Genomic DNA, 13,592 nt, shown 5'->3' with positions numbered 1-13,592 from the left:
CATGGAGCGAAGCAAACTAACCCTACAGAAGTTGCTTTTTTAAATCCATCCGTATGTACGTTTTGTCGTAACTTGAACCATCTTCATTATGGTAAACAGCATGCTTGGAGTAAGGTTCAGAGATGGCATGATAGCCGTGCTCCGAGATCAGCTTGATCATTTTGGGATTTTCAATAGGATCAACACTCACAAACATTTTGCTATAACCCAATTCTTTCGCACGTTCTTCTCTATACCGGATCAATGCTGACCCAGCACCTTGACCGCGATATATTTCCTTAACGTACAGATCACTTAATTTAGGAACCAGCTTTCCTTGTAATTTAAGAACAGCAAACCCCAGAATGGCGCGATCCTCATCATCGGTTTCAGCAACCGCTACGATGACTTCTTTTTTTTCCTGCTGTTCCATGTAGGACATGAATAACGGCTCGTTGTTACGAACAGAACAGAGTCCTGCGATGTCCCTAGCGACAGCTGTTCTTACAATATATTTCATGGCTTTGTACCTCCACATTCCGTTCACGACATTACTGACAAAGTCTCTCCAAAATAACAGCCACCCCGTCATTTTCATTCGTTTCTGTCATCTCTTTAGCTCTGCATTTCAAATCCTCAATGGCATTCCCCATCGCGACAGGCCAACCACATCGATCAAATAGACCGATATCATTTACATCGTCTCCAAACACCATCACCTCTTGCATTGCAACACCCTTGGCATCGCAGATCATAGAGACGGCATGTTCCTTGGAAGCATTTAGCGCCGAGACTTGCGTTAGTTCACCTTGATCGGTGACCAATATGTTCAACTTCCCTTCAAAGCGTTCTTGAAAAGCCAAACGGTCTAGATTTCCTGTGAAAAGGATCTTGGAAGCTTCTTGTTGTTTAAGTTCCATCAATGATCTGACAATCGGCTGTCCTTTTACTTTCATAATGGTCTCTGCATCATAGGGCTTCAAACTCATCCATACATCTCTCACTTCTAAACTAATGTCCAGATCCGGGTTACATGCCAAACAATAGTCTAGAACCTCAGCTGTTAACGCAGGTGTAATTCCAATATGATTGTGACTTCCAGTATGTCTGCAATTTGTATACGCGCCGTTGTAATACACAAATGAACCGATCTCCAGCAATTCTGCGGGCAAAAAAGCTTTCACTGCCCTCGGTGGACGCGCCGTCGCAAATATGAATTTCATCCCACGATGGGCACAATCCAGAATCGCCTTTACGTTTCGCTCGGAAACTTCTTTGTTTGCCTTCAATAGGGTTCCATCCAAATCTACAACGATAACTGGAAATTTCATAGGTTCTCCCCTGTCCCACTTCTGTACACTTTTCAAAAAAAGTTATATATTCCATCTTCGAAATATCGATATTCTTCTTCCGTTAATCTCCGTTTGCCATACGCATCATAAAAGATATGTTTGTCCCGCTCATCCTCGAATGCATTCGTTTTCGGTCGAATGGCTAAGGCCACGTCATAACGGGGATCACCATAAGCCGCTCCCGCCCAGTCGATCATTCCCACGACCTCACCATCACGGACGAGCACATTATCGATGGTAAAATCACCGTGAATTAAGGTAGGTTGCACCGTGCTTGGTCGGTTCTTTTTCAAATGTGTGAGCAAATGTTCATTCCCGTCTATTGAATAATGAGCCAGATTATACTCCGCCTTGGATAACATCGTATCGAGCCAAGCAGACTCTTTACGTTGCCATTCCATTGGACAAGGGCATTCATGCAATTTTCTCAGACAGCGTCCGAAGCTGGTAATTGCCCTTTCCTTATCCTCTTGAGACGGATGGCTGGCAAGAAATTGCCTCAACGATATTCCTTCTATATAATCCATCAACAGCCATCTTGATTGATGCTCTGCACAAAATGAATGCGTTTTCGGGATAGGTAACCCCTTTCCTTGAAGAAGCTGCATGGCGATATGTTCGTCAGATAACCATTCGTTGTAGAGTTCATGTTCTGTCTTTTTGATAACATATCTCTGATCTGCTGTCTCCAGAACGGCAACGGTAGACGTGTGACCTTGCCTTGGAAATGTAATTCGCTGTACGGTTCCAATCTGTCCCAATATCTCCGATGGAATATCTGCAAGTTGCACGGGATGTCCTCCTCCACCTAAGTGAGATGTTTAGTACAGTTATAGAGCGAGCAATCCCACCGAGGAGTTCCGCTATGCAAGTGTGTTACCGATGTGTTTGATAGATTTTCACGAATATCTATATGAGAAAGAAGTCTTTTCATGGTAAGGCTAAGAAATGCTCCGTGGCTTACAACTAATATATTCTCACCTGCGTGTCGGTTAGCTAAGTCGGCAAGGCACTGCCTTCCCCTTTTTACAATAGATTCATGAGATTCAATCCCCAAATCCAGCTTGGACCAGCCATAACCCCACCGATTTACACGTTCCTGCTCCGTCGTACCTTCAATCTGTCCGCAGTCCATCTCGCGTAACCGCTCATCCACACGTATTTCAATCGAACTCGCTTCGCCAAGGATCGAAGCCGTTTCCAATGCTCTGGACAAATCACTTGAATAGATATATTGCCATTGTTCCGATCGAATTCGGTCAGCAAGCAAATGTGCCTGTCTTCTCCCCTCTGCATTAAGCGGGATATCGGTGTGCCCTTGTGTCCGATATTGATCGTTCCAGTCCGTCACGCCGTGCCGAATAATTCCTAATGTAGCCATATGTATTCCTCTTTTCTAGTACCGTTCATCCATTCCTGCATCTTCCATGTAAAACGAAGCTAACACATACATCGACGGTTCGTCAATGATTGGTAGCGTGCACTTATTAATTCGCACAACATAGAGTCCTCGTATATGTATTTTCTCTATCAATCTCAACTTCAATTTGTTTAGTCACAACTGATGCATTATCATCAGCAAGATATTTCTGTAATTTGTCACTCATTTCGTTATTTCTTATATTTCATTTCTTCATAAAAAAATAGCCTGAAGAACTGCTCTCTGGAGCAGTCTTCAGGCTATTTCAGTCTATCTATTTTACGGTGATGAAATACATAATGGTATCTCCACCAGGAAGATCTGCCACAACTGCAACACTACCTGGCTTCAAGCCTATGACTAATCCTTGTCTATTTAGATAAATAGCGTCGTATGGTGGAGCACTGGAAATAAAAAATCCAGAACCTGTGAGATTAATCGACTCACCAACTTTAATAGTAATCTCAGCGTAATAATTGTCTTTGGCCGTTACATCTTGGTTAACCACGGTCATAGCTGGATTTTCATTAACTGCTGTACTACTGTTAGCAAAAGAAGTTGACCCTAAGGAGAAACAAGCAGTTAGTGATAACAAACCTAATAATAATTTCTTTTTCAAAATTATCACTCCTTATTATGGAATATATATCCATTATATAGTAATATAAGAATAAATAAATATATTCTAAATTTATATAATTATTTGAAATTTATATTATAATCAGCACCTCTATGCCATGCAATCAGGGAATTGCTCTATAATTCAGAGTCCGTAGCCGTTCCCTTCAACATCAATCCCTCTATTACTATCAATCTTAGTAACCAAGATATCCATGTTACCGTCTAGTTCCTCCAGTGACTTGAATTACTGACCAGTTACAAAGTGATTTCTTGGGATAAAGAAGAAAATTTTTCTCTATAAATAATGTGTTGTAGGATATTTGAGTTTTACAAAAAGAAAAACCCCCTTTCGGGGGTAAATCGTTGATACAGCGCTATTTTCAGCTCCATTTTCTTTCACTAGGCGTACATCATATCCATCTTACTGCTCTTTTCGCTAATGTACGTTTGTAATTGTTTAAGCTGATTTTTTGCTTTCCAACTGAGTTTTATCAAAGGAAAGTATCATATATTTCTGTCCTTATTCGCAGAGAATGTGATTTTTTATGTGATTTTTTTAATTTATATATCTGGAATTGTGAGGGGGAAAACTACAACTATTTTAAATATTAAAGCCTTTCTGAACAAAGTTTAATTTGGCAATCACGTTGCCTGTATAATTTGGTTGTGATAACATTATAATAGAAATAAGGAGAGGCGCTACCCTCTCCCTGAACAACAAAGTGCCTCACGGCGTGCATCTGTACATGTACAGCAAACCCACCGCAGGCGGTCAACCTTTAGCGGTGGGTTTTGCGTTTGTTACGTCTTTTCCTTATCCATCGGTATAGCTTACGCGAGCTAAACCAAAGGCTTAGAAGCATAGCAACTACTTTCAGAATCCAGTAAAACGCAGCAAAGGCAGTCATGGCGACACCCCCTTTCAGGCAGCTACGCCGTGACTCCCACCTGTTATTCATTAAAAATTATACCAAAGAGCGCCTCGGTCATAAAGGCCAAGGCGCTTTTTTACATGCTCGCATTTATAATCTCTTCGATTTGAATCCAGCTGTAGTCCTCATCACCACGTACAAGCTTGACTCTTCTGCTCTGCCTGTCGATCGTTGCGACCACTCCTTTTATCTCTTCATCGTCAAAGGGATTAAACACAGTAAGCGCAACGGAGTGGCGTTCCTGGAATGATTCGAAGATAGCTTCTTCAATGAGCTGCATTTCCTGTTCATCCAGGACCGGCTTGCCCCTTCTTTCCTGTACACTCATTTCCTGAAGATATGCCTCGCGATGTTCTGGGAGTATTATGCGAGAACCCTCGAACACTCCGTTCCCGGTCAATTTGCTTGCCACAGTTCATTCCCCCCTTCAATATTGTGTCCAGTAATCCGTGTTAGAAGGCTTAACCGTCAGTGGCGCCTTTGGGAGATGAGGCTTTTCCTCTTCTCGCTCCCATCCTTCCAGAATCACGATGTTGGCCGTGGCTGACTTGTCATCCCATTGTATGTAACTCTCAGAAACAAGGGCGTCCAATGCAGCCATGACATCGGCCTTATATTTACCTGTCTTGACCGTCAGCTCATGAATCGTTGGAAAGCGCCTACGACCGCTTTTGTAATTATACAAAATCCGAAGCACTTTGCGCTGGTAATCAGTCAGCATGTTTATGCCCCTTCCCCTGTTTTTATTGGAAGCCATGCCAGTAAACCCGACTTTTTAAATGTGCATGGCTGGCCAGACAACAAATCATCTGCTTTGATCATTCGGGACCGGATGATCTTGATCTGAATGCGGCGCTTCGTGATCTTTCCCGACTGATCCTGATAAATGATCTCAACTAACCAACCCAAATATTTCACTGGCATGTTCATCCCTCTATGAATAGAACATTTGTTTGCTTTTCGTTATTATATACGAATGTATGTTCGTTATCCAACAGAAAAAATAACCAGTCAAATGACTAGGTTTCCCCATGAATGTTTATATAGTTATGTTTAACCACCATTAAATAAACCCTTCCTAGAGATCCATCCAAACTTATATAAGGACTCTAATAGAACTGTTGTAAACGTCTGATCTGTGTGAAAAAGTAGTCGCCTTTTATGGAATAAGCAATCAAAGATTTGATCTTGACGCAAAAAAGTAAAGTGAGGGGAAGAAAACAAACTAGGGTAGAATAGAGAATAAATGTGCTAGAATTATTCTATTATAATATGTGCATACAAAACTTAAATAAGGCTTCGTTGATTGTAAGTATAAAATTATGCCTATTGAAATTGGGGGTGTGAACTCGTGCTAAGGTGCATAACTGATGATAATAAGACGCTAATAGCTACATCATGTGAAACAGAAACAACTAGAGCTCTATCTAGAGCACATAAACTGTTTTGTCCGAATTGTAAAAATTTAGTGCAGTACAATAAAGGTAGGGTAAAAAGTTCTTATTTCTCCCATATTAATTTAGAGTGCCAGTATATTGGTTCTGAACCGGAAACGCAGTCTCATATAAAGGGGAAAGAACTTTTATTTAATTGGTTGAAGAAAAATATTCTACTGCTAGCGTAGAATACGAAGTGCACATACCACAAACTGGACAAATTGTTGACGTTTATGTGAAACACAATGATGGGGAACTGTCTGATCAAATCTGGGCTTTTGAGTTTCAACACAGTGTTATCTCATCAACTTTATGGAAAGAGCGCCATGAGTTATATGTGTCTGCCGGTATTCAGGACTTTTGGTTTCTTGACAAGGCAAAGTTTATGAAGTTCTCGTCCGCCAAAGGTGTAACTGATGCTCGGTTAAGAAAAGATTTGGATAAGACAATATTTGATGAGATTGGTTTATGTTATTTCTTAGACTTAGAGACTTCTGAGTTAATAATTGACTTCGATTTCAAGACTGAAGTCTCCTATTTGGACATAGGTAGAAGTAAGAGAGTCAAGCAATCCCATGTTTATCATGACCCTAGAAAACATTCTGCTCCCTTAGACGATATGAGGGTACGTATGAATAAAGAAACTCGTTATTGTGTTTTGGTTTGCGATGACTTGGAGAAGTCAATGGAGACAAGGCTTGTACTTATTCTTCAAAAATTGAAAAAGGCAAAAGAAACCAGAATCAGACGTGAATTGAATAATCGGGCTCGGAATTTGATTGAGTTTGCCCAAGAGAATTATGGATATGATTTTGCCTATAGATTTGAGGAGATTATAAGAGAGAGTAAGTCGGAACTTCAAGAAGATATTCTGGCCTTTGATAATAATGACTTTTACATTAAATATAAGCCCATTATCGAAACTTACATTGCAAACATTAAAGAATATAATTCTCTAAAAGAGAATCCTGAACTTATCCCGAGATTTCTATGTACACTTACAAGCATGAGTGATTTAAGAAGGGTTAGATATTTACAGGAGCAAGAATCCTTATCTTTAGAGAATTATTTGAAAAGTAAATATAGAGAAAAGTTAGCATTAGTACAGTATGTTTATGACAAATACAAGACCACTCTCGATCATCTTACGACAAAAAGAAAAGACTGGATTAACGAGATGCTAGGTCTTATAGATTGGAAGTTACAAACTTATGCTAAGGAACCGGATGTGATAGATTACGCTATTGCTTACGGTGCTTTAGAATCGTCTGAGGTAGTTGATAATTATATCCAGCAGGTTAAGGATAGGATCGTCAATAAACCTATTCTCAATCTTGAAGATCTCAAATTCGACTGAAAAAGAAGTAGGCGATCGCCAATTGGTATTTTCGGAGTCCATAACAGTAAAAGAGCAGCAAGGTTACCCCTACTGCTCTTTTCAACTTCTTCTCTTAACCAAAATACAGCCAAATGCTATACTGTAAATAATTAAATATAATGGAGGTAAAGTATGATTAAGGATTTGCTTTTAGCTGAGAACAAGCAATACGAAGTTTGTTTAGTTTTTGAAGATAATTCTAAGTACATAGGAACGATCGAGATGTCATCAGACAAAAAAAGAGTGAAAATTAAGCATCAAAATGGAGTTGAGTGGATACCATTAGAGGAAATTCGAAATTGTTCTTTGTCTGTGCCATTTTTAAATGTAGAAAAATAGGATTATAAGTACTACCAAGCATGTAAGGATCGTTAAACGATTACTGAACCGTAAGGTTGGCAGTGATCTGTGAGCAAACAAGAACCTAACACGATGCGTGATTTAACTATATGTACCACATAAAAAGCTCCATCAGTTTAATCACTGTTGGAGCTTTTTATGTGGCTTTAATTATTATCAATTTTTTCTTTTATCGAAAAAAGTTTTTCCACTGTAAGAAAACACAAGTATCCTAAGAAACTGCCAAACATATTAAGAATCACATCATCTATATCTGCAATACCCAAATTTGTAACGAACTGAGTAAATTCAATAATAATGATGATAAATAAAGAAGTTAACATTATCTTAAAAAATGAATTTCTATTGAACAGTAGAGCTAACAAAAAACCTAATGGGACAAATATCAATATGTTACCGACGAAAAATTGAGTGACGATCCCAAAGCTTGGATCATTAATAAAAGTATTAATTGAAGCAGATATTGACTTAAATGGTATTATCGAAAAATTTGAAATCCCAAAATACTCTTTCTGCCGAAGAATTCCTTCGATTCTATTTTCAACTAATTGAATATTACCAAAAAATTTTATAATCACAAAGTTTATCAACCCGATAAGATATATAACAAACGCTATGATAACGGTTTTCTTAATAAGAACATCCTCTTTCCTATTTATTTGCTGTAGACTCTAGCATTTAAAACGAGAGTCGCGGATTGGACTCTCGTTTTAAATTATATAATTTATGATTATTGTGAAATAGTACCGTTAAAAGAAAACAGTCTACCACTCGTTGGAACAGTAAACTCAACATAATATTTTTTACTAGAATCTAAACCTGAAAATGAAACAGAACCTATTCTAGTTGGCTTACTAATATTTTTTATTGATACCAACTGATTCTTGTATACTGCCACGTTTACTCCACTCAATGCCCCTGGAGTTGACCCTACATTTTCGACATTCTCAACTGTCACTTTCATTGTAGAAGATCCCGTCAACCATTTTTCAGTGTATAATTTCGCTCCGATTCTAGTAACTTGGTAGTTATAACTACTTGTCGACAAATTGTGAGTGGAAGCATTGATGCCTGGCTCGTTAGCCCCGAATGGTACGATTACATTCGAGCTTGTAGGTGGCACCGTCGAAAGAGTATGTACGCTTGAATCAGCCGATGCTACCCCTGCTGTTAGTGAAAGTAACAAAGCCCCTGCTATTAAACCACTTGCTAGTTTTTTCATTTTATTTCCTCTTATTCACATTTTAGATACACAATATACCATTTAATTATTTTTATGTATATACTCACCCATATAATATGAGATATTTATAAAATAATACAAAAAAAGACACTGCCAGCGTAATTCCAGCAGTGCCTTTTTACCGATACAGATATGTAATATAAAGCTGTCTGGATCGACAAAAAGCTATGGGGAAGCATAGCTACCACTAAGTTTCCGACCAATAAGAGTCGATCTTATTGCTTGATAAGTAAATAAAAACATACTACTAACGTATTGCCAGTAGTGTCTTTTCTCCTCCAAACCTGATCATTCAATTAAATCTATTAAGTTATCCTCTAAAGTTTTAATTTGCGCGAAGAGTTTTTCTAGTCCTTCCTTTTTTTCATTGAAAAATTGCTCTATGTATTCTTCTTTAACAACATGAACTACGTAATTATTTTTTCTTTGATAATTAGGGGATATATAATTAAAAGATACTTGTACATATTTTGTTTCTTTAATTAACACTTCAGAGTCATTCTCCTTATCTACCTGAGCCTCAAACAGTTCTCCTCGGAAAATAATAACTGGCTCGAATAGTTCTAAATAGTGAGAAAAAAAGAATAGCTCTTCTGCCTCATCTCCCTTTTTCCTATAATGCATAAAACTGTCGTCATAAAGATGTTCAAGTGCTTTCACAACGCCTGTAAGAGCCTTAAATATGTCATCTCTACCACCATTAAATGCTTCATAAAAAGATCTGGCTAGCCGACCTTGATACTCGGTTACTTCTTGTATTAAATCAAAACGTCGGTGATGTTGACTATTGAACCCGCTCTCCAATTTTATAATAGGATACTCAAGTAACTTTTCAAAGCTGCTTTGCTCTGTCGTAAAAAAGACCCATGGATGTTTAGTACCTTGTTTTAATTCTACTGGCATTATCAAACTAAATTCCATGTAATCTTTATTATCTTCTGACCAAGGAGTGATTACATCATATCGAGCTATTAAGTCAATCTCTCGACCTTTATTTTCATCTTTATCAATGTAGAAATTATTATGAGAAACATTCCAATTACATGCCTTAATTATTTCTGCGGCTTTTAACTCAAATGGAAATCCTGTTTTTTTTATATCCTTAACTATTTTATATTTTATTTCCTCCAAAAATAACCCTCACCTTCGAAAAAATTAAAAAAACACCATGATTAGCAGAGCCCTTACTGATGCTATCGGATTCGATTTCATTATAGACTTTTTTGACATTAATGTAAATTATCCCAATAAAACATAGAAACATTCCCTTAGGTCTGATAGACTACTACTTAATTATAAATTAGGAGGTTAATCTATTGAAGCTCTCGACTTTACATATCGAAGGAATTGGTGGGTTAGAGAAACTGAATCTATCTTTCAACCCACATGTAAATATTATTTGCGGACCAAATGGAATAGGTAAATCTACTATTTTGGAATGCATTTCACAATTCTTCACAGCACGCCCAAATGAATTCCTGAAAAAAAAAGCTGATCATGATTCTGGATTCGCAGAATTAACCACAGATACATCCGAAGTCTTCAGACTGAAAAGAACAAATTTTCACCCTAATGAAACAGCAGGAATGCAATTGGGCTCCGGAGGTACTGAATACGCCCAATATGTTATTTATATAAAAACAAGCCGATCATTTGATTATATTCCGCTAAAAGCTGTTGGTAGTGATTCTATAACAGATCCTCGCAATGCTATTCTTTCTGGAATGTCTGCCACAGATGCCAAAAACTGGTTTGTCAATCGTTATCTTTGGTCGGCTCACCCAGATTCTATAACTGAAGCGCAAAGACATAACTTAGAGATCGCGAAAAATGTTTTTAGCGCAACAGATTCTAATATTACTTTTTCACGAGTAAAGGCCGGAACCTATGATATATTGTTAAATCAAAATGATGGCACGGAAATATACTATGAATACCTGTCTTCAGGATATAAATCTTTAATTTATATATTTCTAGGACTTATTAAAGAAATTGAACACCGATTTTCCAACGATAATTTAATCATTGAAGATTTTGATGGAGTCATACTTATTGATGAACTTGACCTACATTTACATCCCCAATGGCAGTCATCTGTATTGACTGTGCTAAGTGCATTGTTCCCCAAAGCCCAATTTATCACAACTACGCATAGTGCTCATGTGATTCAATCAGCAGAATCAAATCAAATAATTACTCTTGGACGGAAAAAAACTGGCGAAGTATACACAAGAGAGTTACCTACTAACTTATTTGGTTATAAGGGATGGACAGTGGAAGAAATCTTAACAGATGTGATGGGTCTAGAAGAAACAAGATCTCCTCTATTTGTAGAAGCAATGGAACGATTCGAATTAGCTTTAGACAAAGAAAACTTTAAGGATGCACAAAATGCATACAACACACTTAATGAGATGTTGCATCCAGGTAACACATTAAAAAAACTATTAAAAATTCAGCTGGCATCTTTGGGGGAATAATTCAATGATAAAAATCAATAAACTCCCCCGTCCAACTGAATTAACCGATCAATTAGTTATGGAGTTGACTAACGAATATAAAAAAACCGGCAAATCAGTTTGGAAAAAAACTTTCATTGAAAATGCTTTGTTAACAAGCTCACATTCAAAATGTGCTTATTGTGAGTGCAAGTTAAACGTTGAATCTAAGTATATGGAAGTTGAACATTATCAGGATAAAAATTCTTTTCCAGATCTAGTTGTAGAATGGAAGAACTTGTTGCCAAGTTGTAAAAGGTGTAATGGAAGAAAACACGGGCATAATACTATTGAAGATCCTATAATTAATCCAGCTACAATGGAGCCAAGGGAACATTTAACAATGAAATACTATAGACTACATGGAAAGACATCAGTTGGTAAGGAAACAATTGATGTGCTGGTACTTAATGATACAAGAAAAGTCGTTCAACCACGATTTGATATTTCTCAACTCGTTCACGAGAAAATTGAAGTGCTATGTGATAAATGTAAATCCTATGTATCTGGAGAAAGAACCACGAGACTCAGAAATAGAATTGTTCAAACAACAAAAAACATCTTAGAGGAAGCTTCACCCCAAGCTGAATATGCAGCATCAGTAGCAACTGATATTATGTGTGATAGTAATTTTACAGAGATTATTGATATTCTTAAATTAGAGGGACTTTGGGATCAGGAATTAGATGATTTATTCAGAGTTGCTAGTACTCTTTCACTCCTTTAACAGGAAAAGACCACTACTTGAGTGGTCTTTTGCTATATTCTACTCCTCCAATAGAAATATAATGATCCTCAAACTCCTTTTTTAAAATAACCTTATCTGTTTCTGGTTCAGCACTTGAACGTAACATAACATACTTATTATTCGGTGAAATCGATACTAACGTATATTTTATATCCTCTTCTTTTTCGTCCACTGTGACACCTCCAATTAATTATATTTATTACCAAAATCACTTGGTATAGAACTTATAGATCACTATACCGAATATAAACACATACGAAGGCGATCTTTCGGATGTAAAACGTCTGATTTTAGTCGAGTATACGACTGGATTAAAGCTGCTCAGATTCTATTTTACGGAGACGCTCATTTAACTCTTTCACATTACCATTAACCCCTGCAACCAGCTTCAGGATATTTTTCCTGAGCCGATTTATGACGATTGCAGATTCTTCGCGTGTGATTAGCGCCCCAGGACGTGTGCCATCGTAATATCCGTTCTTCGTCAATTCCCCCCACGTTTCTTTAGCCCAGCCACTAGGAACGTTGATATCACGTACCTTTGTCTCTGGCTTGTCTTCCTTCACAGCCCCGCTCTTATACTTTGCTTTAAGTTCCGCAACCGTCCCATAAAATTCGTTCAGATCCACCGGACCACTTATCCCATCAACCTTCCTGTTCCCCCGTGGCAGATTTCCGCCAGCCGCTCCATCGCTATACTGCCAAAAGTCCCAACGTGTCCACCCTGATGCATCCGCAGGTGTTTGTGTGCTGTAACGTGCAATCCATAGTGGATAAGAGGACAGACCACTGAAATTACTGATAAACGCCGGGTATGTATACACCAGCGGTTTAACACCTGTGAGTCTCTGGATCTCTTCTAGAAACGTCTTAGCCACGGCTGTAATCGTTGCTTTGCTGTACCCGTTTTTATTAGACTCATAATCCATCACTGGGGGCAAGTCAAATACGCCGATCCCGCCAGCATCCTGAATAGCTCGGTAAAAGTTCTGTGCCTCAGCCTTAGCCGCTTCCACGTTACCGGCAGAGTCATCCACGTAATGGTAAGCACCGATCAGCAGGCCAGCCGCCTTCGCATCCCTGACAAACTGCAGAAACTTATTTGATCGGAAGGACTTACCCTGTGTAGCCTTGATAAATACGAAAGAAATGCCGTCCGCTGCCACCTTTTTGAAATCGATATTGCCGTTATGATGTGATACGTCAATCCCTTGTGCGTTCCCTTGTTTACGCGCTTGCATCTGTACCAGCTCCTTTATCGTTATCGTTGCCACCCTTGCCCTTCAGGACTTCAATGGCTTGTTTGATCACGGCCGGGATAGGTGCCCCCAACTTGCCTCCGTTCTCCGTGATGGACAACAACTCATTCGCGATATAAAAAAAGGCGACAGTATCCCTGAACAAATGGCCATCACCAAGAATGCCATCCACCAAGTGCCCCACCGCCACCATGGCAAAAATAAAGACCTTACGGGCAATCCCGATAAGGCCAATTTTGCTTTTCAATCCCCCGGTAGATCCGGCAGCCACCACTCCAGTTAAATAATCCAAAATCACAAATACAAGCAATACTCCCAGCACTCCGGACCAACCTCCAAACAAATAGGACAGCATCCAGCTGCCCA

Annotated in this window: 19 protein-coding genes; 5 read left to right on the top strand and 14 right to left on the bottom strand. The window is 38.6% G+C overall.

All coding sequences use genetic code 11. The annotated features are described in order from the left end of the window. Positions 1-22: 22 nt before the first annotated feature. From ABIE27_RS09870 to ABIE27_RS09835, 8 genes are all read right to left on the bottom strand, one after another. Positions 23-499 (bottom strand): GNAT family N-acetyltransferase, encoded by a 477-nt coding sequence (locus ABIE27_RS09870; RefSeq protein WP_123065657.1) that lies wholly within the window; start codon positions 497-499, stop codon positions 23-25. Between the two features lie 31 nt (positions 500-530). Then, positions 531-1,310 carry an HAD family hydrolase gene (locus ABIE27_RS09865; RefSeq protein ID WP_123065658.1) on the bottom strand — a complete coding sequence of 260 codons (780 nt, stop codon included), beginning with the start codon at positions 1,308-1,310 and terminating at the stop codon, positions 531-533. A gap of 32 nt (positions 1,311-1,342) precedes the next feature. Next, positions 1,343-2,122: a phosphotransferase gene (locus ABIE27_RS09860; protein WP_123065659.1), complete on the bottom strand. Its 780-nt coding sequence runs from the start codon at positions 2,120-2,122 to the stop codon at positions 1,343-1,345. 17 nt (positions 2,123-2,139) lie between these two features. Next, positions 2,140-2,712, bottom strand: coding sequence for a histidine phosphatase family protein (locus ABIE27_RS09855; protein ID WP_123065660.1), 573 nt, complete (start codon positions 2,710-2,712; stop codon positions 2,140-2,142). Positions 2,713-3,025: 313 nt separating this feature from the next. Then, entirely contained in the window at positions 3,026-3,370 is a 345-nt protein-coding gene (locus ABIE27_RS09850) for a hypothetical protein (protein WP_123065661.1), read from the bottom strand. A gap of 1,010 nt (positions 3,371-4,380) precedes the next feature. Beyond that, the gene (locus ABIE27_RS09845) at positions 4,381-4,716 is read right to left on the bottom strand and encodes a YolD-like family protein (RefSeq protein ID WP_429350457.1); all 336 of its coding nucleotides are present in this window, start codon (positions 4,714-4,716) and stop codon (positions 4,381-4,383) included. Between the two features lie 15 nt (positions 4,717-4,731). Next, a complete protein-coding gene (locus ABIE27_RS09840) occupies positions 4,732-5,025 on the bottom strand; it encodes a hypothetical protein (RefSeq protein WP_429350456.1) in 294 nt (97 codons plus the stop codon). Positions 5,026-5,027: 2 nt separating this feature from the next. Next, on the bottom strand, positions 5,028-5,234 hold the full coding sequence (locus tag ABIE27_RS09835; RefSeq protein WP_429350455.1) for a hypothetical protein: 207 nt from the start codon (positions 5,232-5,234) through the stop codon (positions 5,028-5,030). A 421-nt stretch (positions 5,235-5,655) separates the two neighbouring features. On the opposite strand from ABIE27_RS09835, the gene ABIE27_RS09830 reads away from it, so the two are divergent. From ABIE27_RS09830 to ABIE27_RS09820, 3 genes are all read left to right on the top strand, one after another. Continuing rightward, the gene (locus ABIE27_RS09830) at positions 5,656-5,928 is read left to right on the top strand and encodes a competence protein CoiA family protein (RefSeq protein WP_429350454.1); all 273 of its coding nucleotides are present in this window, start codon (positions 5,656-5,658) and stop codon (positions 5,926-5,928) included. Next, positions 5,895-7,097, top strand: coding sequence for a competence protein CoiA family protein (locus tag ABIE27_RS09825; RefSeq protein WP_429350453.1), 1,203 nt, complete (start codon positions 5,895-5,897; stop codon positions 7,095-7,097). Before ABIE27_RS09830 ends, ABIE27_RS09825 begins: the two co-directional genes overlap by 34 nt. 153 nt (positions 7,098-7,250) lie before the next feature. Next, a complete protein-coding gene (locus ABIE27_RS09820; RefSeq protein WP_429350452.1) occupies positions 7,251-7,457 on the top strand; it encodes a hypothetical protein in 207 nt (68 codons plus the stop codon). Between the two features lie 167 nt (positions 7,458-7,624). On the opposite strand, the gene ABIE27_RS09815 is transcribed toward ABIE27_RS09820, so the two are convergent. The 3 genes from ABIE27_RS09815 to ABIE27_RS09805 all read right to left on the bottom strand — a co-directional run bounded on the left by ABIE27_RS09815 (position 7,625) and on the right by ABIE27_RS09805 (position 9,852). Then, positions 7,625-8,083: a VanZ family protein gene (locus ABIE27_RS09815; RefSeq protein WP_429350505.1), complete on the bottom strand. Its 459-nt coding sequence runs from the start codon at positions 8,081-8,083 to the stop codon at positions 7,625-7,627. A 125-nt stretch (positions 8,084-8,208) separates the two neighbouring features. Further along, positions 8,209-8,700, bottom strand: a complete 492-nt coding sequence (locus ABIE27_RS09810; protein WP_429350451.1) for a hypothetical protein — start codon at positions 8,698-8,700, stop codon at positions 8,209-8,211. Between the two features lie 309 nt (positions 8,701-9,009). Next, positions 9,010-9,852: a hypothetical protein gene (locus ABIE27_RS09805; RefSeq protein WP_429350450.1), complete on the bottom strand. Its 843-nt coding sequence runs from the start codon at positions 9,850-9,852 to the stop codon at positions 9,010-9,012. A 185-nt stretch (positions 9,853-10,037) separates the two neighbouring features. On the opposite strand from ABIE27_RS09805, the gene ABIE27_RS09800 reads away from it, so the two are divergent. Together ABIE27_RS09800 and ABIE27_RS09795 are read left to right on the top strand one after the other, a co-directional pair. Further along, the gene (locus tag ABIE27_RS09800; protein ID WP_429350449.1) at positions 10,038-11,201 is read left to right on the top strand and encodes an AAA family ATPase; all 1,164 of its coding nucleotides are present in this window, start codon (positions 10,038-10,040) and stop codon (positions 11,199-11,201) included. Positions 11,202-11,205: 4 nt separating this feature from the next. After that, positions 11,206-11,946, top strand: coding sequence for a hypothetical protein (locus ABIE27_RS09795; protein ID WP_429350448.1), 741 nt, complete (start codon positions 11,206-11,208; stop codon positions 11,944-11,946). Positions 11,947-11,959: 13 nt separating this feature from the next. On the opposite strand, the gene ABIE27_RS09790 is transcribed toward ABIE27_RS09795, so the two are convergent. From ABIE27_RS09790 to ABIE27_RS09780, 3 genes are all read right to left on the bottom strand, one after another. Continuing rightward, positions 11,960-12,139, bottom strand: coding sequence for a hypothetical protein (locus ABIE27_RS09790; protein WP_429350447.1), 180 nt, complete (start codon positions 12,137-12,139; stop codon positions 11,960-11,962). Between the two features lie 139 nt (positions 12,140-12,278). Continuing rightward, complete coding sequence (locus ABIE27_RS09785; protein WP_429350446.1) at positions 12,279-13,208, bottom strand: glycoside hydrolase family 25 protein; 930 nt, start codon at positions 13,206-13,208, stop codon at positions 12,279-12,281. Further along, complete coding sequence (locus ABIE27_RS09780) at positions 13,195-13,581, bottom strand: phage holin family protein (protein WP_429350504.1); 387 nt, start codon at positions 13,579-13,581, stop codon at positions 13,195-13,197. The genes ABIE27_RS09785 and ABIE27_RS09780 overlap by 14 nt, the downstream gene beginning before the upstream one ends. Between the last annotated feature and the right edge of the window lie 11 nt (positions 13,582-13,592).

Origin of the sequence: Paenibacillus sp. 4624 (genome assembly GCF_050435065.1) — a bacterium.
Lineage (GTDB): Bacteria > Bacillota > Bacilli > Paenibacillales > Paenibacillaceae > Paenibacillus > Paenibacillus amylolyticus_D.
Note: the sequence above shows the minus strand (reverse complement) of the source record. Positions and strands in the feature narration are given on the sequence as shown.